This is a genomic window from Amycolatopsis sp. NPDC052450, from assembly GCF_044547565.1.
Lineage (GTDB): Bacteria > Actinomycetota > Actinomycetes > Mycobacteriales > Pseudonocardiaceae > Amycolatopsis.
This window is the reverse complement of record NZ_JBIUAQ010000002.1, coordinates 1-21883: the sequence shown is the minus strand read 5'-3', so window position 1 is coordinate 21883 and position 21883 is coordinate 1. Positions and strand designations below refer to the sequence as shown.

The window sequence follows — 21883 nt, the reverse complement described above, 5'->3', positions numbered from 1 at the left end:
CCCTCGGCTGAGCCCAGGGAAGGGGGCCTTCACGCGCTTCAGATGTGGCAAAGTGAGGACTTGTGTCACGTCCAGACGGTCGGTCCAGTATCCAAGACATCGCCCGTGCCCGGCTGAGCGACGGTTTCGTCGGCAGGGTCGGGGAACGCGAGGACTTCCGGGGGAATCTGGGGCTGCCCGGTAGCGACCGGCGCCGCCGGTACCTGTACTCGGTGCACGGTCTCGCCGGGGTCGGCAAGTCGTTCCTCCTCGAACAGCTTCGCGGGATCGCCGAGGAAGCCCGCGCCGCCGTCGGGTTCGCGGACGACCGGCAGCAGGATCTGCCCGCGACACTGCTCAAACTGGCGAAGGACCTCGCTCGCGGCGGGCACGAGATGCGCCGGTTCGAGAAGCGGTACGAGTCGTACCTCAAGGCGAGAGAACGGCTCCACAACGATCCGCAGGCGCCGGCGGCGGGCCGCGAGCTCGTGACGAAGGCCGTGGTCAAGGCAGGCCTCGGCGTGGCGAAGACCCTGCCCGGCGGAAGCATCGCCGCCGACGCGATCGACGCGGACGCGACGGCGAAACAGCTGGAACAGTTGCAGGTCTACCTCGCGGCGAAGTTCAAGCGGAAGGCCGATGTCCAGCTGCTCCTGGAACCGGCGGAGGAGCTGACCAAACCGTTCGTCGAGGATCTCTGGCGCATTCCGGAGACCCGGCAGATCGCGCTGTTCTTCGACACTTTCGAACGGACCGCGCCGGTACTGGAGACCTGGCTGCTCGACCTGTTCGGCGGACTGTACGGCGATCTCCCGCAGAACCTCGTGCTCACCGTGGCGGGCCAGTTCCCGCTGGACGAGGCGAAATGGAACCGGCACGCGCCACTGGTTCGCGAGATCGAACTCCGGCCCTTCACCGAGCCGGAGGCACGTCACCTGCTCGCCGAGCACGGGATCACCGACGAGCAGGTGGTCGAGACCGTGCTGCGGCTGACCGACGGGCTGCCCGTCCTGGTCGCCATGCTGGCACAGGGAAACCCCACGGAGGCGGACGCCGTCGGCGATCCCAGCGATGACGCGGTCAAGCGTTTCCTCCACTGGGTTCCCGACAAGACCAAGCAGAAGATGGCCGCCACGGCGTCGCTGCCCCGCGTCCTGGACGAGGACGTCATCGGCGTGCTGACAGGGAAGGAGACCGCGGGGGAGACCTTCCGCTGGTTGCGGGAGCTACCGTTCGTCGGTCGCCGCGAACTCCCGGTGCGCTATCACCCGGTGGTCCGCGGTCCCATGGTGCGGTTGGAGCGCGGTAGTTCGCCCGCCGCGTTCGCCGAGCAGCACCGCAAGCTGAGCGAGTACTACGAAGGCCGGTGCGCCGAACTCGGTCTCAGCAGCCACCGCGATGCCTGGAACGACGAGCGCTGGCAGCGAAGGAAACTCGAGCACACCTACCACCGGTTGTGCGGGAGCCCGGCCGAAGCGCTGCCGGACGCGCTGCTCGGCGCCGCCGAGATGATCACCACCGGGACCGCTGCCGCCCGTGCCTGGGCGCGCATGATGGAGCAGGCGGGGGTCGACGCGGACGCGCCCGCGGTACTGGGCTGGGGGCAGCGCCTGGCCGCCGCGGTCGGCGACGGAGACGGCCCGCGGGAGATCCAGGTGCTCGACCTGCTCGCCGGTGCGGCCGAGCTCGACGCGGCTCGCCTTTCCACGGTGCTCCGCCGTCGCGCGTGGGCCTACGAAGGCCAGGACGACGTCGAGGCGGCGAAACGGGATTTCGACCGGGCTCTCGACCTGAACCCCGCCGACCCCTACGTCTGGAGTGACCGGGGCAACCTGTTCCGCGACGAAGGCGAGTGGGAGCGGGCGTTGTCGGATCTGAACCGGGCGATCGAACTCGATCCCACCTACGCCTACTCGTGGCGCGGGCGAGGGTCGGCCCGTGCCCGGCTGGGCGACCTCGAGGGTGCGATGGCCGACCTCGACGAGGCCGTCCGCCTCCAGCCGGAGCACCGGTGGGCGTACACCATCCGCAGCGAGGTGCACTTCAAACGCGGCGACGTCCGGAAAGCGATCGACGAGATCGACATCGCGATCCGGCTCGATCCCGACTATGCCTGGGCCGTCCACTACCGGGCGACGCTGTTCGCGGAGCTGGGGGACAAGGACGAAGCACTCGCCGGTCACCGCGCGGCCGTCGCCCTCCGTCCCAAGGAGGTGTACTACCTGACCGAGCTCGCGTCGTTCCTTGAGCAGACCGGAGACGTGGAGGCCGCCTCGGCGACGTTCGACGCGATCGTCGCGGCGGATCCGGAAAGCGCCAGCGCCCACGCGATCCGGGCGGCGTTCCACCGCCGCAACGAGCGAAGCAGGCTCGCGGTCGACGGTTTCACCGCCGCGCTCCGGATCGACCCGGACTACGAGTGGGCCTACTACATGCGCGGTCTGGCGCACGACGATCTGAAAGATCGCGTGACGGCGCTCGCCGACTTCGAAAAGGCGGTCGAACTGGCCCCCGAAGACGCCGAGAACCATCTGCAGCGGGGGATCATGCTCAGCCAGCTGAAGAAGTACGGCGAAGCGGTGGGATCCTTGGACCGCGCGATCGAACTCGATCCCGGCAACGAGTGGGCGCACACCTGGCGCGCGTTGGCACACCAGCGGTCCCGCGATCATCGGGCCGCCCTCGCCGACATCGACGCCGCGGTCGCGGCGAACCCGGAGATGGCCTTCTTCCACAGCACCCGGGGCGACATCCTCAGAGACCTCGACCGGCACGAGGAAGCCCGCGCCGCGTTGGACGAGGGGGTCCGGCTGGGACAGGACGGGGGATACGCCTTCTACCGGCGTGCCCGCCATCGTCTCCTCTTCGAGGACTTCGCGGGTGCCTTGTCCGATGTAGACAGTGCGCTGGCCGCCGGGCACGGCGAGAGTGGCCGCGCCCTGCGCGCGGAGATCCGCCGTCAGGCGGGCGAGTACGGCGAAGCGATCCGGGACCTGCGCGAACTGGTCGCCGCGGATCCCGAGGACGCCGATCACCGCGAGAACCTCGGGGAGGCTCTGCTGTTCGCGGGGGAGACGGACGAGGCGATGGAGATCCTGCGTCCGCTCGCGCCGGACTCCGTTTGGGCTCGTGACCTCCTCTCCCTCGCCTGGCTGAAGACCGGACGAACGGGCGAAGCCCACCAGGCCCTCACCGCCGGCCTCGACGAAGCGGTCGCGCGAAACACGGACGGCGACTTCGAATGGGAGAACGAGGTGCAGCCGCTCTTCTATCTCCTCGCCCTCGGACGTCACGCCGAAGCGACACGTGAGCTCATGGCGCTGCTCGAAAAGGCTCCGCCCCAGGAGACGCGACTCATCCTGCTCCGTGACTTGAAAGACCTTCGAGAGCTGGTGCCCGAACTCGGCGGCGTGATCGAGGAGCTCGTCGCCCTAGTCCCGCGGCCGGTGCTCAACCGCCCAGGTGCTTGAGCGCCTCCTTCCTGGACAGAGTGGACAGTGCCGGATGCGCGGCGACGAAGGCGCGCACCCAGTCCGGCTCGGTCTTCGCGTACTCGCGCAGGGCCCAGCCGATTCCCTTGCGCAGGAAGAAGTCCTTGTCGTCGAGGTTGGCTTCGACCGCGCGGGTGAGCAGATCGGTGTCCGTTCCGCCCTTGGCACCGATCTGGCAGATGACCGAGGTGCGGCGGCGCCACCGGTCCTCGTCGTAGGCCCAGGTCAGCATCAGCGTGGTCACCGTCTCCGGCTCCGCCCGCAGGATCGGCCCGACCCGGCGGATGGCGACCTCGTCCACGTAGTCCCACCAAGCGCCCGTCACGATCATCTCCTCGTACAGGCCGAGCAGATCGCTGTCCTGCCAGCGGGCATAGGCGCGGTGGCCGGAAAGGGCGATCGCCGCATAACGCTCTTCCCGGAATTCCGCTTCGCGCCACAGGGTGAGCGCGGCCGTCGTGAAGCTCACTCGATCGGGTAAGGGATGTTCGGCGTAAATTCGTTTCAGCAAGGCCGTCCGAGGCGGGGAAGCCACACCGAGGAACGGCATCTCCGACTTCATGTACGCCCGCATCGACGGAGCCCTCCCCGGATCGGCCAGTCCGGCCAAACCGTTGCGAACCGCCGAAACCAGGCCTTTCACCTCATCCACGCGTTCTCCTTCCCCAGTCTCCGCCGCGAGCGTACGACAGGGGACCGACAAGACGGATATGCCCGGATCGAGGCGCGGATACCGACTAAAGAGGGATGGCGGTCAACGTGTCGGTCAGCGAGATTGAAGCCGGTTCTCGGTAGCTTCGGCCCGACCGGGTCGAACGCGGACGAAAAGGAACACAGTGAAGAAATTCGTTGCCGCCCTGGCGGTCGCGGGGATCGGCGTCGGCACCATGGCGCTCGCTCCCTCAGCCACGGCCGCCTCGGCGTCGGACTTCGATCCGAAGCCCATCTCCTGGGGAGCGTGTACGCGCCCGAGCCTGGTCAAGGCCGGCGCGGAATGCGGCTTCCTCGAGGTCCCGCTGGATTACGCGAAGCCCGGCGGGGAGAAGATCTCGATCGCCGTCTCGCGTGTGAAGCACAAGTCCGCCCAGTCGCAGGGCGTCATGGTGGTCAACCCGGGCGGACCGGGCGGATCGGGCCTCGGCCTGTCGACCCTCGGCCGGGCCGTCCCCAAGAAGGCGGGTGAGGAGTACGACTGGATCGGCTTCGACCCGCGCGGCGTCGGCGAGAGCAAGCCGTCGCTGACCTGCGACGGGAACTACGCCTCCTACAACCGCCCGCAGTACGTGCCGACCACGCGCGCCATCGAGACGGCGTGGCGCGAGAAGGCGAAGGGCTACGCGAAGGCGTGCGCCAAGAACGGCGCGATCCTCGACCACATCAAGACCATCGACGTCGCGAAGGACGTCGACAGCCTGCGCAAGGCGCTGGGCGAGAAGCAGATCAACTACTACGGCTTCTCCTACGGCACCTACCTCGGGCAGGTCTACAGCACGCTGTTCCCGCAGAACGTGCGGCGGATGGTGTTCGACGGCACCGTCGACCCCCGCGACGTCTGGTACAAGGCGAACCTGAACCAGGACATCGCCTTCGACAAGAACATCAAGACCTACTTCGGCTGGCTCGCGAAGTACGACGACGTCTACCACCTCGGCAAGACCGCGTCCGCGGTCGAGAAGCTGTGGTACGCCGAGCAGAAGAAGCTGTACGACAAGCCCGCGGGCGGCGTCATCGGCGGTTCCGAGTGGACGGACATCTTCCTGCAGGCCGGCTACTACGTCTTCGGCTGGGAGGACATCGCGAACGCCTTCTCGAGCTGGGTGCACAAGGGTGACTGGCAGACCTTGAAGGGCCTGTACGACGACTCCAACCCGCCGGGCCAGGACAACGGCTACGCGGTGTACGCGGCCGTGCAGTGCACCGACGTGGCGTGGCCGCAGAGCTGGACCCGCTGGAAGTTCGACAACTGGGTCACGCACTTCCGGGCGCCGTTCGAAACCTGGGGCAACGCCTGGTTCAACGCGCCGTGCCTCGACTGGCCCGCGAAGCCGGGCAAGCCGGTGGAAATCGACGGAAGCAAGGTCCCGGGCATCCTCCTGGTCAATGAGGAGAAGGACGCCGCGACGCCGTATCCCGGCAGCCTCGAGGTCCGCAAGCGCTACCCGAACTCGAGCCTGATCAGCGCTCCGGGCGGCACGACGCACTCGGGTTCGCTGTCCGGTGTGTCCTGTGTGGACGACAAGATCGCGGACTACCTGCTGACCGGGAAGCTGCCCGTGCGCAAGCCGGGCAACGGTTCGGACGTGCAGTGCACGCCGGTCCCGCAGCCGGTGCCCGCCGGTGCTTCCGCGGCACCCAAGTCCGAGGTGCCGTCTTCGGTGGCGGAAGTGAAGAAGGAGGCGCTGGCTCAGGCGCTGCCTTTCTGAACCTTTCTCGGGAAGTTCCGCCCCGGTCCGGTTTTCCGGACCGGGGCTTTCCTTTGGTCCGGGTGGGCCTGCCGGGCGTTGCGAAAGCCACTTTCGCAACGTTGAAGGTTGCGAAAGTGGCTTTCGCAACATCCTTTGGCCCGGTCCCGCGGTAGTGAGGGCTAAGGCAAGTCAGCATGCCAAGTGGGCTGAAGGCGTCCTTCGCCGCATCAGACGCGGCGAAGGACGCCTTCAGCCCAGATCGGCACGGGTCGCTCGTGCCCTCACCGAGCGCCCGCCCGCAATTCGCCACCTACTTGCGCCCGAAACGCGCCATGACCGGCACCCTCTCGTACCCAAAAGCGATGAAAGTACCGGTCATCCACCGCCCCCGGCCGAATTCCCCTCGCCGCGCCGCGGAATTGTCGGGGCCGCCCGTTAGCGTCCCCGGCATGACCATCGTCGAAGAGCACCGGACCGAGATCCGCGTGCAGGACACCGTTTATCGCATCGAGGTCGCCGCCCGTGAGGGTGGCGGCGCGGCCGGGGAAGACCGCTGGGTGACCGTAATGGTCGGCGGAGCCGGACCGCAGGAGGAGCCTGTCGCCGAAGGCAGGCTCGACATGGACGCCGAAGCCATACCGGCCTTGGCGACCGTCCTTTCCGACACGCTGCTGGCGTTCGCCGGGCGGGGCAACGGCAGGAACGGCCGCCGAAGATCGGCGGATCGCCCCGCGCATCAGGGCTCACCGTGGTCCGACGAGCTCGACGCGGAACTGGAAAGCCGTTGGCTGGCCGGGGAAAGCGTCGAGGAGATCGCGCGACGGTTCGAACGGACACCGGGCGGGATCCGGGCCAGGCTGCCGAGGGTCGGTTGCGACCCGGAGCGCCGCGGCGCGTACCTCCCGATCCCGCCGAGCCAGCGAGAGGTGGGTGAACTCGTCTGAATCCCGGCGGCCGCGAGGGTCAGCAGGCCCTCGCGGCCGCCGTCAGTCCACTGTGGACGCCGTGCCGCGATTCGCGCGCGCCGCCATCTCCTGGAGGTGGCCGATCAGTTCCGGCGGCTCGTGCACGGTGAATTCGCAGCCGAGCCCGAGGATCCGGAACGCGAGCCAGTCAAGGGTGTCCGTGCCCGCGTGGAAAACGCAGGTCTCGTCGTCGATCGGTTCCAGGTCGCCGAAACCCTCGCCGATCGCGGAGGCGACCTGGCTGACCGGCGCGTGCAACGTCACGCGTGCGCTGTAGGTGGGAAGGAGGCTGTACATCCTGTCGGTGACGTAGGCCGCCACGTCTTCCGCGGGTGGCTGCCTCGGGGTCGCCCGGCCGCCGGTCGCCCGCGGTTCCGAGACGCGATCCGCGCGGAAGATCCGCCAGTCGTCCCGGTCGAGGTCGTAGCCGAGCAGGTACCAGCGGCGTCCTGCCGAGACGAGCCGGTGCGGTTCGACGTGCCGCCGGGATTCGGTCCCGTCCCCGGTGCGGTAGGTGAACCGGGTCCGCTCGGTGTTGGCGATCGCGCCGGCGAAGACGGTGAGGTGCTCCGGGTCCACCGCCGGGCCGGTGCCGGGCAGCGGCACGGTCGCGGCGCCCAGCGCGCCGACGCGATAACGGAGCCGCGAGGGCAGCACCTGCTCGAGTTTCGCGAGCGCCCGCACCGAAGACTCCTCGATACCCGAGATCGCCTGTCCGGCGGCGCCGCGGAGACCGACCGCGATCGCGACGGCCTCCTCGTCGTCGAGCAGCAGCGGCGGCATCGCCGTGCCGGCGCCCAGCCGGTAGCCGCCCTCCGAGCCTCGACTCGCCTCGACGGGGTAACCGAGCTCACGCAGCCGGTCGATGTCGCGCCGGATGGTCCGCGGGCTGACCTCCAGGCGATCCGCGAGCTCGCTGCCGGGCCACTCACGCGGGGTTTGCAGGAGTGACAGCAGGCTGAGCAGCCGGGCGGGCGTGTCGGTCATGCGGTCAAGGATGCCCGTGGACGAGCCCGTATCGGGTGAGCCACACGACTTTGTTTGATTGAACTTGCATGGGAGTGCATAATCATGCGTATGACGGTGAAGATCGCGGTGGCCGGAGCCAGCGGGTACGCGGGCGGCGAACTCCTGCGCCTGCTGCTGACCCATCCCGAAATCCAGATCGGCGCGCTGACCGCGGCCAGTTCCGCGGGCACGCCGCTGATCCAGCACCAGCCGCACCTCGCGCCGCTGGCGGACCGTGTCCTGCTGGAGACGACGCCGGAAACCCTGGCCGGGCACGACGTCGTCTTTCTCGCCCTCCCGCACGGCCACTCCGGCGCCATCGCCGCGCGGCTCGGCCCGGACGTTCTGGTGATCGACCTCGGCGCGGACCACCGACTGTCCGACGCGGCCGACTGGCAGCGCTGGTACGGCGGGGACCACGCCGGGCAATGGCCGTACGGGCTCCCCGAGCTCCCCGGCGCCCGAGAGCGCCTCGCCGGGACCAAGCGCATCGCGGTCCCCGGCTGCTTCCCGACCGGCGGCTCGATCGCCCTCGCCCCGGCGCTCGCCGCGGGTTTGGTCGAGCCGGAGGTCAACGTCGTCGCCGTCACCGGGACCTCCGGCGCGGGCAAGAGCCTCAAGCCGAACCTCCTCGGTTCGGAGGTGATGGGTTCGGCCACCGCGTACGGCGTCGGCGGCGCCCATCGGCACACCCCCGAATTCGCGCAGAACCTCTCGGCGGTCTCGGGCGAGCGGGTCAAGGTCTCCTTCACCCCCGTGCTGGCCCCGATGCCGCGCGGGATCCTCACCACCGCCAGCGCCCCGCTGAAGACCGACTTGGACGCCGACGGCGCCCGCGAGGTCTATGAAAAGGCGTACGCCACCGAGCCGTTCGTGCAACTGCTGCCCGCGGGCCAGTGGCCGTCTTCGGCATCGGTCGTCGGCTCGAACAACGTCCAGCTGCAGGTCACCGTCGACGCCGACACCCGGCGCCTGATCGTGGTCGCGGCCATCGACAACCTGACCAAGGGCACCGCCGGAGGTGCCGTCCAGTCGATGAACATCGCACTGGGCCTCCCGGAAACCACCGGACTACCGACCGTAGGAGTCGCTCCGTGACCGTCACCCAGCCGAAGGGATTCCGAGCCGCGGGCGTCGCCGCCGGGATCAAGGCCGAGGGCAAGCTCGACCTCGCGCTCGTCGTCAACGACGGGCCGCTGCAGGTCGCGGCCGGCGTTTTCACGCGCAACGTGATCAAGGCCGCGCCCGTCCTGTGGTCGCAAGAGGTGCTCAAGCAGCAGCGGCTCAAGGCCGTCGTCCTCAACTCGGGCGGCGCGAACGCCGCCACCGGCCCCGGCGGTTTCCAGGACACCCACCAGACCGCCGAGAAGGTCGCCGGACTGTTCGAAGCCGGGGCGATCGAGGTCGCGGTCTGCTCGACCGGCCTGATCGGTGAGCGGCTGCCGATGGACGCGCTGCTTTCCGGCGTGGACACCGCCTTCGGGCGGCTCGCCACCGGCGCCGAAGCCGGTCTCGATGCCGCCACCGCGGTCATGACCACCGACAGCAAGCCGAAGCAGGCGGCCGCGGAACACGAAAGCGGCTGGAGTGTCGGCGGCTTCGCCAAGGGCGCGGGCATGCTCGCCCCGAATCTCGCGACGATGCTCTCCGTCCTCACCACCGACGCGGTCGTCACACCCGAAGTCCTGGACAGGGCTTTGCGCGCCGCCACCGGCGTGACCTTCGACAGGCTCGACGTCGACGGCGGGACTTCCACCAACGACACGGTCCTCGTCCTCGCGTCCGGCGCCAGCGGCGTCGAACCGACCGAGGCCGAACTGACCGAACTGCTCACCACGGTCAGCCTCGACCTCGTGCTGCAACTGCGCGCGGACTCCGAAGGCGCGACCAAGTACGTCGACGTCACGGTCGCCGGCGCGGCGAGCGAGGCCGACGCCATCGCCGTCGGCCGGACGATCGCCGAGGACAACCTGGTCAAGACCGCGCTGTTCGGTTCGGACCCGAACTGGGGCCGCATCGCCATGGCGCTGGGCCGGGTGCCCGCGAAGATCGACCCGGAGAAGGTCGCCATCGCGATCAACGGCGTCACCCTGTTCGCCGACGGCACTCCCGCGGCGGACCGCTCCGAGGCGGATCTCTCGGGGCGTGACATCAAGATCGTCGTCGACCTCGGCCTCGGCGAGGGCGGAGCGACGATCTACACGACCGACCTCTCGCACGCGTACGTCGAAGAGAACAGCGCGTACTCGTCATGAGCCCTTCCGAATCCACCGTCCCCGCGGACGAGCGGCTCGCGACGGCCGCCGAGAAGGCCGCGATCCTGATCGAAGCCCTGCCATGGCTGCAGCGTTTCCACGGCGCGACCGTCGTGATCAAGTACGGCGGCAACGCCATGATCGACGAGAGCCTCAAACAGGCCTTCGCCGAGGACATGGTCTTCCTGCGCATGGCCGGGCTGCGCCCCGTGGTGGTGCACGGCGGCGGCCCGCAGATCACCGCGATGCTCAATCGGCTCGGCGTCGAAGGCGAGTTCAAGGGCGGCCTCCGGGTCACCACGCCCGAGACGATGGACATCGTCCGCATGGTGCTGACCGGCCAGGTCAGCCGCGAACTGGTCGGCCTGATCAACGCGCACGGCCCGTACGCGGTCGGGATCTCCGGCGAGGACGCGCGGCTGTTCACCGCCGAGCGCAAACAGGCCACTGTGGACGGTGTGCCGGTCGACATCGGGCTCGTCGGCGAGGTTTCCGAGGTCAACCCGGACGCGGTGCTCGACATCGTCAACGCCGGCCGGATCCCGGTGGTGTCCACCGTGGCCCCGGATGTCGACGGCGTCGTGCACAACATCAACGCCGACACCGCCGCCGGTGCGCTGGCGGCCGCGCTCGGCGCGGAAAAGCTCGTTGTGCTCACCGACGTCGAAGGCCTCTACGCCAACTGGCCGGACCGCGGTTCGCTGGTCGACCGGATCCGTGTGGATCGCCTCGAAACCCTGCTTCCCGGCCTCGCCAGCGGCATGATCCCGAAGATGGAGGCCTGCGTGCGCGCCATCCGCGGCGGCGTCCGCCGCGCGCACGTGATCGACGGCCGCATCGCCCACTCGGTACTGCTGGAGGTCTTCACCTCCCGTGGCATCGGTACCATGGTCTTCCCCGAAACGGAGCTTCCGTGACGTCCCTCAAGTCCAATGTAGACGGCCAGGAGCACTGGACGTCGTCCCTCATGGACAACTACGGCACCCCGGCGCTGACCCTGGTCCGCGGTGAGGGTGCGAAGGTCTGGGACGCCGACGGCAAGCCGTATGTCGACCTGCTGGGCGGGATCGCGGTCAACGCGCTGGGGCACGCCCATCCCGCCGTGGTCGCCGCGGTCACCGAACAGGTCGCGAAACTCGGGCACACCTCGAACCTGTACGTGAACCCGGTCGCCGTCGAATTGGCCGAGACCCTCCTGGACGTCGCAGGCCTGTCCGGTAACGCGAAGGTCCTGTTCGTCAACTCCGGCGCGGAGGCCAACGAGGCCGCGCTGAAGATCAGCAGGCTCACCGGGCGGACCAAGATCGTCGCCTGTGAGGGGGCCTTCCACGGCCGCACCATGGGCGCCTTGTCGCTGACCGGTCAGCCGTCGAAACGGGACGCGTTCGCGCCGCTGGTCCCGGGCGTCACCCACGTTCCCTATGGTGACGTCGACGCGCTTCGCGCCGCGGTGGACACCGAAACCGCGGCGGTGTTCCTCGAGCCGATCCTCGGGGAGGCGGGTGTCGTCCCGGCGCCGGACGGCTATCTCCAGGCCGCGCGGGAGATCACCAAGGCGACCGGGACCTTGCTGGTCCTCGACGAGGTGCAGACCGGCATCGGCCGCACCGGCGCGTGGTTCGCCTTCCAGCACACCGGCATCGTCCCGGACGTCATCACACTGGCGAAGGGGCTCGGCGGCGGTCTGCCGATCGGCGCGGTGATCGGCGTCGGCGAAGCGGGGGAGCTGATGAAGCCGGGCCAGCACGGCACCACCTTCGGCGGCAACCCGATCTGCTGCGCCGCCGGGCTCGCCGTGCTCAAGACCATCGCCAAGGAGAACCTGAACGACCACGTTTCCGCTCTGGGCAAGGACATCGTCTCCCGCGTCGAGGAGCTCGGCCATCCGCTGGTGGCGGGGGTCCGCGGTGCCGGGCTGCTGCTCGGCATCGCGTTGCGCGAACCGGTCTCGGCCACGGTCGCCAAGGCCGCGCAGGACGCGGGGTACCTGGTCAACCCGATCGCCCCGGACACCATCCGGCTGGCACCGCCGCTGATCCTGAGCGCCGACGAGGCCGCGGGATTCCTCGAAGCCCTTCCCGGGGCACTCGATTCCACCACCACCTAGGACAGAGACCAAACGCATGCTCCGCAACTTCCTCCGTGACGACGATCTCAGCCCCACCGAACAGGCCGAGATCCTGGACCTCGCCGACCAGCTGAAAGCAGAGCCGCTGAGCTCGCGCGCGCTGGAGGGCAAGTCCGTCGCGGCGATCTTCGAGAAGAACTCCACCCGGACCAGGTTCTCCTTCGAGGTGGGCATCGCCCAGCTCGGCGGGAACCCGGTCATCGTCGACGGACGCTCCATGCAGCTCGGCCGCGAAGAGACCATCGAAGACACTTCGCGGGTGCTTTCGCGGTACCTGGACGCGATCGTCTGGCGGACCTTCGCCCAGAAGCGCATCGACGCGATGGCGTCGGCGGCGAGCATCCCGGTGATCAACGCGCTCACCGACGAGTTCCACCCTTGCCAGGTGCTCACCGACCTGATGACCATCCGCGAGCGCAAGGGCAAGCTCGCCGGGCTCACCCTGGTCTACCTCGGCGACGGCGCCAACAACATGGCGCATTCGCTGCTGCTGGGCGGGACCACGGCCGGAATGCACGTCCGAGTCGTCTCGCCGGAAGGCTTCCAGCCCGATCAGCAGGTCATGCTCGACGCCAAGCACCGATCGAGTGAAACCGGCGGCAGCACCACGGTCTTCACCGATCCGTACGCCGCCGTCGAAGGCGCGGACGTCGTCGTCACCGACACCTGGACCTCGATGGGCCAGGAGAACGACGGCCTCGACCGCGTCGGCCCGTTCCGCGAACTGCAGGTCAACGCCGCGCTGATGCGCCGCGCCGCGGACGAGGCGATCGTGCTGCACTGCCTGCCCGCGCACCGCGGCTGGGAGATCACCGACGAGGTCATCGACGGACCGGCGAGCGCGGTCTGGGACGAGGCCGAGAACCGGCTGCACGCGCAGAAGGCGCTGCTCGTATGGCTGATGGACGAGAAGCGACGATGACCGGCAGCAGGGTCACCCGGCAGGCCCGGATCACCGAACTCGTGTCCACGATGGCCATCCGCAGCCAGACGGAGCTCGCGAAGCTCCTGGCGGCGGAAGGCATCGACGTCACGCAGGCGACGCTGTCGCGGGACCTCGACGAGTTGGGCGCGGTGAAGCTCCGAGGTGCCGATTCCGGCGCGCCGGTGTATGTCATACCGGAGGACGGCAGCCCGGTACGCGGAGTGCAGGGTGGCACGTCGAGGCTTTCGCGGTTGCTCGCCGAACTGCTCGTTTCGGCGGACTCGTCCGGGAACCTGACGGTGCTGCGCACCCCGCCGGGCGCGGCGCAGTTCCTGGCCAGCGCCATCGACAGGGCGGCGCTGGAGGAGGTCGTCGGTTCCATCGCGGGCGACGACACGGTCGCGGTGATCGCGAGGGAGCCGTTGTCCGGCAAAGACCTGGCCGAGCGGTTCATGGCGCTGGCCCGACGGTCGTCCACAGTGGACGGCGGTGAGGAGACCGAAGGTGACGCCTGACGGGTTCGCCTTCCCGGATGACCCGGAGAAGCTGGTCATCACCTTCGACGAAGGTGTGCCGGTGGCCATCGACGGGGAGACCGTGACGCTGCTGGAGGCCTTCCAGCAGCTGAACCGACGTGTCGGCGCCTTCGGGCTCAGAGGACGCGAAATCTACGAGGGGCCCGGCGCGTTCGCGCTGGTCACCGCGCACGAGGAACTGCAAAAAGTCAGTTCCGGGCGGGTGTCCGGCGAAGTCCGCCTGGTCCTGCACCGCGGGAACGCGGTCGTGAACTCGGCGCGCGACGAGCGCGCGCTGTACGACTTCGGCACAGGCGCTACCTTCGACCGGTCAGTCGCCTGAAGTAACCATAGAATTCGAGGAGTGTCGTGAGCGGGAATGAGCAGCCGGTGCAGCTGTGGGGCGGCCGGTTCGCCAGCGGGCCGGCGGAGGCGATGGCGGCGCTGAGCGCGTCGACCCATTTCGACTGGCGGCTGGCGCCGTACGACATCGCCGGGTCGCGGGCCCACGCGCGAGTGCTGCGGAAGGCGGGACTGCTCACCGATGACGAGCTGACCGGCATGCTCGCCGCGCTGGACACCCTGGCGCAGGACGTCGAGTCGGGCGCGTTCACCCCGACCGTCGCCGACGAGGACGTCCACACCGCGCTCGAACGCGGTCTGCTGGAGCGAGCGGGCACCGAACTCGGCGGCAAGCTGCGGGCGGGACGTTCGCGCAACGACCAGGTCGCGACGCTGTTCCGGATGTGGCTGCGCGACGCCGCCCGCCGAGTGGTCGCGGGCACCCTCGGGGTGGTGGACGCGCTCGTTTCGCAGGCGAAACGGCATCCGGACGCGATCCTCCCCGGTCGCACGCACCTGCAGCACGCCCAGCCTGTCCTGCTGGCGCACCACCTGCTCGCGCACGGCCAGTCGCTGCTGCGCGACGTCACCCGGCTGCGTGACTGGGACGCTCGCACCGCCGAGTCGCCCTATGGCTCCGGCGCGCTCGCGGGTTCCTCGCTGGGGCTCGACCCCGAGGCCGTCGCCGCGGAACTGGGCTTCGACACCAGCGTCGAGAACTCCATCGACGGCACCGCCTCGCGGGACTTCGTCGCCGAGTTCGCCTTCGACGTCGCGATGCTCGCGGTCAACCTGTCCAGGATCGCCGAAGAGGTGATCATCTGGAACACCGCCGAATTCGGCTACGTCACCCTCGACGACGCCTGGGCGACCGGCAGTTCGATCATGCCGCAGAAGAAGAACCCGGACGTCGCCGAGCTGACCCGCGGCAAGGCCGGGCGGCTCATCGGCAATCTGACCGGTCTGCTCGCGACGCTCAAGGCGCAGCCGCTCGCGTACAACCGTGACCTGCAGGAGGACAAGGAGCCGGTCTTCGACTCCGTCGAGCAGCTGGAACTGCTGTTCCCGGCGATCGCGGGCATGCTCGAGACGCTGACCTTCCATACCGACCGGCTCGCCGAACTGGCGCCCGCGGGGTTCACCCTCGCCACGGACATCGCCGAATGGCTTGTGCGCCAAGGGGTTCCGTTCCGTGTCGCGCATGAAGCGGCGGGGGAGAGCGTCCGTGTCGCCGAAGCCCGCGGTGTCGGACTGGACGAACTGACCGACGAAGAGTTCGAGAAGATCAACCCGGCCCTGACGCCCGCCGTGCGTGAAGTGCTGACCGTCGAGGGCTCGGTGAGTTCACGCGACGCACGTGGCGGTACCGCTCCGGAGCGCGTCGCCGAGCAGCGGGACCGGCTGGTCGCGCGGGTCGCCGAACACCGCGCCTGGCTGAGCTGACCTCTCGTGTGAAGGCCCCTTCCCTCGGCTCAGCCGAGGGAAGGGGCCTTCACACGCTTCAGGGAAGTCTCGTCGCCAGCCCGTCGAGGACGCAGCCGAGGCCGCGCTCGAAGTCGTCGTCGTTGGTCTCGCCCGGTTTCTGATTTCGTTGTGCTGCGTAGAGCTTCTTCAGCCGCGGATGGTCCCGCACCGCTTGCTCGGCCGCGGGCCACAAACGGTCTTTCCATTCCTGCTCGCTCTGCCCGCTGCGTTTGAGCGTCGTGAGCCACGCGGCTTCGCTGGTGGCTCTCCCGACGACGAACGCCATGATCGTGTTCCACGCCAGATCGGCGTCGTCCAGCGAGAACCCGGCGTCTTCGAACAGAGCCAGCGCCGCTTCCGACAGCTTCAGGACGTTCGGCCCCAGATACGCCACCCCGGCCTCGCCGAGCAGCGAGCCGATCCAAGGATGGCGGAGGAACACCGAACGCAGGTCGTGCGCGAACTTCGTCGCCGCCGTTCGCCACGGACCCGGCTCCGGGAGCGCGACCTCGCCGTAGACCTCGTCGACGACCAGTTCGGACAGCTCGTCCTTGCCTGCCACGTGCGTGTACATCGACGCGGCGGCCACGTCGAGCCGGGTTCCGAGTTTTCGCATGCTCAGCGCGTCGATGCCTTCGGCGTCGAGAAGCTCGATCGCCGCGGAAACGATCTGCTCCCGGCTCAGCGACGGCTGTTCGCGCTTGCGTTTCGGGGGCCGCATCCACACCGACATCCGCATTCCCCTCATTTTCCGTACAGTGTTCAGTATGCCTAACAGTGTACGGACAACGCTCGACCATGACCACTGGCAGTCCCGCCTCGACGACCTGCGGGCCGAACACCGCGTACCGGGAGCGACCCTCGCGGTGCTGAAGGACGGCGAGATCCACGAATTCGCGAGCGGGATCCTGCATCGGGGGACCGGTGTGGAGGCGACCACCGGCTCGGTCTTCCAGCTCGGCTCGATCGCGAAGGTCTACACGGCTTCGCTGGTGATGGGGCTAGCCGAGGAAGGGCGGCTCGATCTCGACGCGCCGGTCGTCGAGGTGCTCCCGGAGTTCGCGACGGTCGATCCGGACGCGACGAAGACGATCACCGCCCGGCAGCTGCTCAGTCACACCGGCGGCCTCACCTGTGACTTCATCGAAGACACCGGCCGCGGCGACGACTGCCTCGCCAAGTACGTCGAAGCGGCGAGGGGAGTGGCGCTCGACTGCCCGCCGGGGACGGCCGCGTCCTACAGCAGCGTCGGGTACAACGTGCTCGGCCGGATCGCCGAAGTACTCACCGGCCTGAGCTGGGACGACGCCCTGCGGGCACGGATCGTCACCCCGCTCGGGCTCACCGAGACCATGACCCTGCCCGAAGAGGCACTGCGCTTTCGCGTCGCGATGGGACACCTCGGGAAGGACCCGGAGCCGACCGCCGCCTGGGATCTCCTGCCGCGCTCCGCCGGACCGTACGGCCGCGTTCTGGCCACGGCCGGCGACGTGGTGCGCTTCGCGCGGATGCTGCTGGACGGCACCGCCGCCGACGGCACGCGCGTGCTCGCCGAGGAGACGGTGACCGCGATGCGGCGGCGCGAGGTCGAGGTACCCGACAAATGGACGCTCGGTTCCGACGGCTGGGGCCTCGGCCTGTCGACCTACGACTGGGACGGCGTCGCGGGCTTCGGGCACAACGGGTCTTCGATCGGGCAGCGCTCGTACCTGCGGGTAGTGCCGGAGGCGGGGTTCGCCTTCGCCTTGCTCACGAATCACGGCACGACCGATCGGCTGTACACCGGACTGTCACGGGAACTGCTCGGTGAACTCGCTGGGGTCCGGGTGCCCGACGATTTCGCTCCGCCGCCGTCGCCGCCTTCGGTGGACGTCGCGCCTTTCGCGGGTACCTATCGCCGTGAAGGCGTCGTCATCACCGTCACCGAGAAGGACGGGAAGCTGCACTTCGTCTACGAATTCGCCGATGGCCTCGAAGGCATCGCTCCGCCGATCGAGGCGGAACTGGTGCCGGTGTCGGAAAACGTCTTCGCCGGGATGAACTCGATGTTCGGCGACGACTGGATGCCGGTGCTGTTCACGAAACTGCCCGACGGCACCGCCTGCTGCTACACCAGCATGCGAGTGGCGCCGAAGATCATGTAGTTACTTCTTCGCGGTCTTTCGGAGCTTCGCGCGCACCGCACGGGTCGCGACCGGGCCGAGTCCTTCGAGGACGTCGACCAGGACAGCCAGCTGCCCCAGCGCTGCCAGCGCCTGTTCGGCGCCTTCCGGATTGACCGTCTCGAACAAGGTCAGGCCGAGGAAACCGGCGGAGACCGCGTGGGCGAGCCCCTCGGTCTCCGCCAGTTCGAGTACCGGTGAACCGGTCAGGACGCGGTCGAGCGCGCCCTGGACTTCGCGAACCCATTTGTCGAGCGCCTGCCGGGTCGCCTCGGCCAGCCGTCCGCCTGCCTGGGCGCCGGCGAGCGTCTGGGCGAGGACCGCCATGTTCCCCTCGGCCCGTTCCTCCGCGTGGATCCTCCGGCCCAGTTCCAGAAGTTCGCCCAGCGTGCTCACTCCGGCGAACCGATCGCGGTAATGGGAGACGCGGCTTTCGGTCGCCGTCACGCAGGCCTGCGCGAGCAACTCCTCGACACTGCCGAAGTGGTAGAAGATGAGGGCTTGATTGGTGCCGGCCGCCGCGGCGACGGTCCTGGCCGAAACCGCGGTGATCCCGCTGGTGCGGATCGTCTCCAGCGCGCCGTCGATCAACCGCTGTTTCGTGCTGCGCCCGTTCATCAGTCCAGGACTTTCTCACGCAACGGCTTCACCGCCCCGCTCACCCCCGCCCGCAGGTCGACGAACCGCGCCTCGAACGCGCCCCGGTAGCCGAACAGCGGGCCGAACCGCCGGTTCGTCACCTGGATCTCGATCCGGAACAGGCCGCTCTCCTCGTCGAACCACTCATCGACCTCAGTCACTCCGACGACGGATCGCGGCACCACGCACCGAAGCGGGCCTTCACAGAGCCGGAACTCCTCCGAACGGAAGTGGAAGCCACCGTCCGGCCGCACCGTCAGGTCGAGATCGACGGCGATGTGCTGATGTGTGCCCAAGTAGTCGACGATCGTCCCGCGCTCGGCGCTGTAGATCATCTGCGCGTCGAACCGCCGCCGCCTCCCGGGGAGTTCGAAGGTGCGGACGAACGAGACCGTCTCCCTGCCGAGGGAATCGACGTACGGGTAGTTCTCGATGGTGAAGGGGACGTTGCGGCCCCGTTCGGGGAACAGGATGTGCCTCGACGCGCCCAGCCGCAGGAACGGTGTGGTGAACGCGGCTCCGCGCCAAATCTCGTCCATCACGCCGACGCCGATCATCCCGACGCCGTTCTCCGTGCTCAGCGACAGTCGTTCGCGCATGCGCGGATGCAGTGAAGCGAACTGCTCGCCCAGTGCTTCTCGGAAGATCATGCCTGCTCCAGGGTGTCGAGAACGCGAGGTGCCACGCCGTCCTTGCCCGGCCGCGGGCTCCGGCGGCAGCGGCCCGCCGCGGGCGAGAGCAAGGGGAGCTCTTCCGGCGGGGCACCGGTTTCGAGCCACAGCCTGAGCCTGTCGAACGACCAGGCCGTCATCCACCCGAAAAGCGGTCGGAACAGCAGATCGGCGAACCTGCCGAAGACACCCCACCGGGTGGTGTAGTCGAAGCCGGTGACGAAGCGGACGCCGTCGTCGGCCGGGGTGTAGCGCCAGTACCCCGAACCCGACCTGATGAGGGACAGCGGATCCGCGGAGGTGAACCGCAACGCCGACGTCCTCCCGCCGTCGGGCCGTTCGCTCTCGCCGGCGTGAATCCCGGTCCCGCTGATGGTGAGTCCCAGGAACTTCGTCGCGTAGTGGAACCGTCCCGGTGAACCCGCGACCGGCTCGATCCGCGCGAAGCGAAGATCCCACCGTTCGTGCAGATCCGGCTCCTGCGTGTACCGCCACAGCGTTTCGAGGTCCGTGCGGATCACCGTTTCGACGTACAGCGCTCTTCGGCTCATCGAGCTTCCTTCCCCAGTTTTGAGCGATCGCTCAACAGCACTGTAGACCAGTATTGAGCGATCGCTCAATACTGAACCTGTCGGAGCCTGCGGTTAAGGTCGAGGCGTGTGGAACGTGGCGACCGGGAGACAGTTCACCCGGCGGGAGCTGGCGCTGGATCCGGTGGAGCTGTCCACGCTCCTGCTCGGGGCGGTGATCGAGTCGACCGGTCCCGACGGCACGGTCGCCGTCCGCCTGGTGGAGGTCGAGGCCTATCGCGGCCTCGACGATCCCGCGTCGCACTGCTATCGCGGCAAGACCCCGCGCAACGAGGTCATGTGGGGGCCGGCAGGGCATCTGTACGTGTACTTCGTCTACGGGATGCACTTCTGCGCCAACGTCGTCGGCACTGAGGACGGGCAGCCGGGCGCCGTGCTGCTGCGGGCCGGGGAAGTGGTGTCCGGTGCGGACATCGCCCGTGCGCGGAGGCCGACCGCTCGGGGCAACGGCGAACTCGCCAAAGGCCCCGCCATCCTCACCTCGGTGCTCGGCATCGCCCGGCCGGAGAACGGCGTCGATCTGACCGACCCCGCGTCACCCGTCCGGCTGTTCACCGGCGACCGCGTCCCCGAAGCGGACATCCGCACCGGGCCGCGCGTCGGCGTCGCGATGGCGATGGACACCCCATGGCGGTTCTGGATCGACGGCTCTCCCGCGGTCTCGACCTATCGCCGGGGCGGCAAGCGAAGGGCGGCGGCCCCCGGCCGATAGTCGGTTGACCTGGTGCGGGAGGATCTACAGGCGTGAGCGAGCACATCCTTGACGAGCTGACCTGGCGCGGCCTGATCGCGCAATCCACCGACACCGACGCACTGCGGCGAGACCTCGACCAAGGACCCCTCACGCTCTATTGCGGATTCGACCCGACCGCGCCGAGCCTGCACGCCGGCAACCTGGTCCCGCTGCTGATGCTCTCGCGCTTCCAGCGCGCCGGACACCGGCCGATCGTGCTGGCCGGCGTCGCCACCGGGATGATCGGCGACCCGCGCGACACCGGTGAACGCACCCTCAACACGGTGGACACCGTCTCCGAGTGGGCCGACCGGATCCGCGGTCAGCTGGAGCGCTTCGTCGACTTCGACGACTCGCCGACCGGCGCGGTCATCGAGAACAACCTGAACTGGACCGCGAAGCAGAGCGTGGTCGAGTTCCTGCGCGACGTCGGCAAGCACTTCCCGGTCAACATGATGCTGAACCGGGAGACGGTGAAGCGCCGCCTCGAAACCGACGGCATCTCCTACACCGAGTTCAGCTACCTGCTGCTGCAGTCGCAGGACTACCTGCACCTCTACCGCGAGTACGGCTGCAAGCTGCAGATCGGCGGCTCCGACCAGTGGGGCAACCTCGTCGGCGGTGTCGACCTGATCCGCCGGACCGACGGCGGGCACACCCACGCGCTGACCGCGCCGCTGGTCACCGACTCCGAGGGACGCAAGTTCGGGAAGTCCACCGGCGGCGGCAGCGTCTGGCTCGACCCGGAGATGACCTCGCCGTACGCGTGGTTCCAGTACTTCCTGAACGTCGCCGACGCCGACGTCATCCGCTACCTGAAGATGTTCTCCTTCCTCGGGCAGGAGGAGATCGCGGCGCTGGCCGAGGACACCGAACAGCGCCCCCACCTGCGGTCCGCGCAGCGGAAGCTCGCGGAAGACTTCACGACCCTGGTGCACGGCGAAGCGGCGACCCGGCAGGTCCTCGCCGCGAGCCAGGCGCTCTTCGGCAGGGGAGAGCTGCGCGAGCTCGACTCGCCGACCCTCGACGCCGCCATGGCCGAGGTGCCCAACGGCAAGATCGACCCGAACGGCGAGTCGACGATCGTCGACCTGCTTATCGCCGCCGGGCTCGTCGACAGCAAGGGCGCCGCGCGCCGCACCGTCAAGGAAGGCGGCGCGTACGTCAACAACACGAAGATCGCCGACGAGGAGTGGAAGCCGTCCGCGGCCGACGCTCTGCACGGCCGCTGGCTCGTGGTCCGCAAGGGCAAGCGCAACGTCGCCGGCGTCCGCGTCGGGGGCTGATCGCGGCCCTGGCCCGAAACAGGGGCCTTGACCTGCGGAAACGCAGTTAAGGTACCCCCCTGTTTCGGGCCCCTGGAGGCCATGTAAAGTTCTCCAAGTCGCCAGGGAAACCGGGTGGCCGCGGGACACGAACCAAGCTCTCACCTCAGGGTGATTGAGTGGGTGTCTCACCAAAAACTGCTAGGAATGACTGCTTCGGATAAGGCCGCGTGAGTGGTGCGATTCGGGGTGTGTTGCTTGAGAACTCAACAGTGTGCTAGTGAACTAAGCCAGTAGAGCTTATGTATTTGAACCTCGTTTGAGGTTCCTTTGAGAGCATTATTTT

General features: G+C 68.6%; 20 protein-coding genes. 14 read left to right on the top strand and 6 right to left on the bottom strand.

Going from position 1 to position 21883, the window contains the following annotated elements:
* Positions 1–62 precede the first annotated feature (62 nt).
* Positions 63–3449: a tetratricopeptide repeat protein gene (locus ACIHAO_RS04960; protein ID WP_396554826.1), complete on the top strand. Its 3387-nt coding sequence runs from the start codon at positions 63–65 to the stop codon at positions 3447–3449.
* On the opposite strand, the gene ACIHAO_RS04955 is transcribed toward ACIHAO_RS04960, so the two are convergent.
* The gene (locus ACIHAO_RS04955) at positions 3430–4122 is read right to left on the bottom strand and encodes a DNA alkylation repair protein (RefSeq protein WP_396554825.1); all 693 of its coding nucleotides are present in this window, start codon (positions 4120–4122) and stop codon (positions 3430–3432) included. The two genes, ACIHAO_RS04960 and ACIHAO_RS04955, sit on opposite strands and share 20 nt — an antisense overlap.
* A gap of 184 nt (positions 4123–4306) precedes the next feature.
* On the opposite strand from ACIHAO_RS04955, the gene ACIHAO_RS04950 reads away from it, so the two are divergent.
* Complete coding sequence (locus tag ACIHAO_RS04950) at positions 4307–5893, top strand: alpha/beta hydrolase (protein ID WP_396554824.1); 1587 nt, start codon at positions 4307–4309, stop codon at positions 5891–5893.
* A gap of 431 nt (positions 5894–6324) precedes the next feature.
* A complete protein-coding gene (locus tag ACIHAO_RS04945) occupies positions 6325–6819 on the top strand; it encodes a helix-turn-helix domain containing protein (protein ID WP_396554823.1) in 495 nt (164 codons plus the stop codon).
* 42 nt (positions 6820–6861) lie between these two features.
* Here the strand turns inward: ACIHAO_RS04945 and ACIHAO_RS04940 are convergent, their stop codons facing one another.
* Complete coding sequence (locus ACIHAO_RS04940; RefSeq protein WP_396554822.1) at positions 6862–7827, bottom strand: helix-turn-helix transcriptional regulator; 966 nt, start codon at positions 7825–7827, stop codon at positions 6862–6864.
* Between the two features lie 90 nt (positions 7828–7917).
* Between ACIHAO_RS04940 and argC the strand changes: the two genes are divergently transcribed.
* The 8 genes from argC to argH are packed head-to-tail and all read left to right on the top strand — an operon-like array spanning position 7918 to position 15456.
* Positions 7918–8946 carry an N-acetyl-gamma-glutamyl-phosphate reductase gene (gene argC, locus ACIHAO_RS04935; RefSeq protein ID WP_396554821.1) on the top strand — a complete coding sequence of 343 codons (1029 nt, stop codon included), beginning with the start codon at positions 7918–7920 and terminating at the stop codon, positions 8944–8946.
* A complete protein-coding gene (argJ, locus tag ACIHAO_RS04930; protein ID WP_396554820.1) occupies positions 8943–10103 on the top strand; it encodes a bifunctional glutamate N-acetyltransferase/amino-acid acetyltransferase ArgJ in 1161 nt (386 codons plus the stop codon). Before argC ends, argJ begins: the two co-directional genes overlap by 4 nt.
* Positions 10100–11020, top strand: coding sequence for an acetylglutamate kinase (gene argB / locus ACIHAO_RS04925; RefSeq protein WP_125789860.1), 921 nt, complete (start codon positions 10100–10102; stop codon positions 11018–11020). The genes argJ and argB overlap by 4 nt, the downstream gene beginning before the upstream one ends.
* The gene (locus ACIHAO_RS04920) at positions 11017–12210 is read left to right on the top strand and encodes an acetylornithine transaminase (RefSeq protein ID WP_396554819.1); all 1194 of its coding nucleotides are present in this window, start codon (positions 11017–11019) and stop codon (positions 12208–12210) included. The genes argB and ACIHAO_RS04920 overlap by 4 nt, the downstream gene beginning before the upstream one ends.
* 16 nt (positions 12211–12226) lie before the next feature.
* A complete protein-coding gene (gene argF, locus ACIHAO_RS04915; RefSeq protein ID WP_396554818.1) occupies positions 12227–13153 on the top strand; it encodes an ornithine carbamoyltransferase in 927 nt (308 codons plus the stop codon).
* On the top strand, positions 13150–13671 hold the full coding sequence (locus tag ACIHAO_RS04910; RefSeq protein WP_034321647.1) for an arginine repressor: 522 nt from the start codon (positions 13150–13152) through the stop codon (positions 13669–13671). The genes argF and ACIHAO_RS04910 overlap by 4 nt, the downstream gene beginning before the upstream one ends.
* The gene (locus tag ACIHAO_RS04905) at positions 13661–14014 is read left to right on the top strand and encodes an argininosuccinate synthase (protein WP_396554817.1); all 354 of its coding nucleotides are present in this window, start codon (positions 13661–13663) and stop codon (positions 14012–14014) included. The genes ACIHAO_RS04910 and ACIHAO_RS04905 overlap by 11 nt, the downstream gene beginning before the upstream one ends.
* A gap of 26 nt (positions 14015–14040) precedes the next feature.
* Positions 14041–15456 (top strand): argininosuccinate lyase, encoded by a 1416-nt coding sequence (gene argH, locus ACIHAO_RS04900; protein WP_396554816.1) that lies wholly within the window; start codon positions 14041–14043, stop codon positions 15454–15456.
* Between the two features lie 58 nt (positions 15457–15514).
* On the opposite strand, the gene ACIHAO_RS04895 is transcribed toward argH, so the two are convergent.
* Positions 15515–16210, bottom strand: a complete 696-nt coding sequence (locus ACIHAO_RS04895) for a TetR/AcrR family transcriptional regulator (RefSeq protein ID WP_396555363.1) — start codon at positions 16208–16210, stop codon at positions 15515–15517.
* A 34-nt stretch (positions 16211–16244) separates the two neighbouring features.
* Here ACIHAO_RS04895 and ACIHAO_RS04890 point away from each other — a divergent pair, with 34 nt between their 5' ends.
* Positions 16245–17621, top strand: coding sequence for a serine hydrolase domain-containing protein (locus tag ACIHAO_RS04890; protein ID WP_396554815.1), 1377 nt, complete (start codon positions 16245–16247; stop codon positions 17619–17621).
* On the opposite strand, the gene ACIHAO_RS04885 is transcribed toward ACIHAO_RS04890, so the two are convergent.
* From ACIHAO_RS04885 to ACIHAO_RS04875, 3 genes are read right to left on the bottom strand one after another with little or no spacing between them, the layout of a single operon-like run.
* The gene (locus ACIHAO_RS04885; protein WP_396554814.1) at positions 17622–18257 is read right to left on the bottom strand and encodes a TetR/AcrR family transcriptional regulator; all 636 of its coding nucleotides are present in this window, start codon (positions 18255–18257) and stop codon (positions 17622–17624) included.
* Entirely contained in the window at positions 18257–18928 is a 672-nt protein-coding gene (locus tag ACIHAO_RS04880; RefSeq protein WP_396554813.1) for a DUF4166 domain-containing protein, read from the bottom strand. Before ACIHAO_RS04880 ends, ACIHAO_RS04885 begins: the two co-directional genes overlap by 1 nt.
* Positions 18925–19500 (bottom strand): SRPBCC family protein, encoded by a 576-nt coding sequence (locus ACIHAO_RS04875; RefSeq protein WP_396554812.1) that lies wholly within the window; start codon positions 19498–19500, stop codon positions 18925–18927. The genes ACIHAO_RS04880 and ACIHAO_RS04875 overlap by 4 nt, the downstream gene beginning before the upstream one ends.
* Before the next feature lie 115 nt (positions 19501–19615).
* Between ACIHAO_RS04875 and ACIHAO_RS04870 the strand changes: the two genes are divergently transcribed.
* On the top strand, positions 19616–20251 hold the full coding sequence (locus ACIHAO_RS04870) for a DNA-3-methyladenine glycosylase (protein ID WP_396555361.1): 636 nt from the start codon (positions 19616–19618) through the stop codon (positions 20249–20251).
* A 32-nt stretch (positions 20252–20283) separates the two neighbouring features.
* On the top strand, positions 20284–21558 hold the full coding sequence (gene tyrS, locus ACIHAO_RS04865; protein ID WP_396554811.1) for a tyrosine--tRNA ligase: 1275 nt from the start codon (positions 20284–20286) through the stop codon (positions 21556–21558).
* Positions 21559–21883: the final 325 nt, after the last annotated feature.

Coding starts and splice junctions, on each gene's coding strand:
- ACIHAO_RS04945 (WP_396554823.1), top strand. CDS start 6,325: ATGACCATCGTCGAAGAGCACCGGACCGAGATCCGCGTGCAGGACACC.
- ACIHAO_RS04940 (WP_396554822.1), bottom strand. CDS start 7,827: ATGACCGACACGCCCGCCCGGCTGCTCAGCCTGCTGTCACTCCTGCAA.
- argC (WP_396554821.1), top strand. CDS start 7,918: ATGACGGTGAAGATCGCGGTGGCCGGAGCCAGCGGGTACGCGGGCGGC.
- argB (WP_125789860.1), top strand. CDS start 10,100: ATGAGCCCTTCCGAATCCACCGTCCCCGCGGACGAGCGGCTCGCGACG.
- argF (WP_396554818.1), top strand. CDS start 12,227: ATGCTCCGCAACTTCCTCCGTGACGACGATCTCAGCCCCACCGAACAG.
- ACIHAO_RS04910 (WP_034321647.1), top strand. CDS start 13,150: ATGACCGGCAGCAGGGTCACCCGGCAGGCCCGGATCACCGAACTCGTG.
- ACIHAO_RS04895 (WP_396555363.1), bottom strand. CDS start 16,210: ATGTCGGTGTGGATGCGGCCCCCGAAACGCAAGCGCGAACAGCCGTCG.
- ACIHAO_RS04890 (WP_396554815.1), top strand. CDS start 16,245: ATGCCTAACAGTGTACGGACAACGCTCGACCATGACCACTGGCAGTCC.
- ACIHAO_RS04885 (WP_396554814.1), bottom strand. CDS start 18,257: ATGAACGGGCGCAGCACGAAACAGCGGTTGATCGACGGCGCGCTGGAG.
- ACIHAO_RS04880 (WP_396554813.1), bottom strand. CDS start 18,928: ATGATCTTCCGAGAAGCACTGGGCGAGCAGTTCGCTTCACTGCATCCG.
- ACIHAO_RS04875 (WP_396554812.1), bottom strand. CDS start 19,500: ATGAGCCGAAGAGCGCTGTACGTCGAAACGGTGATCCGCACGGACCTC.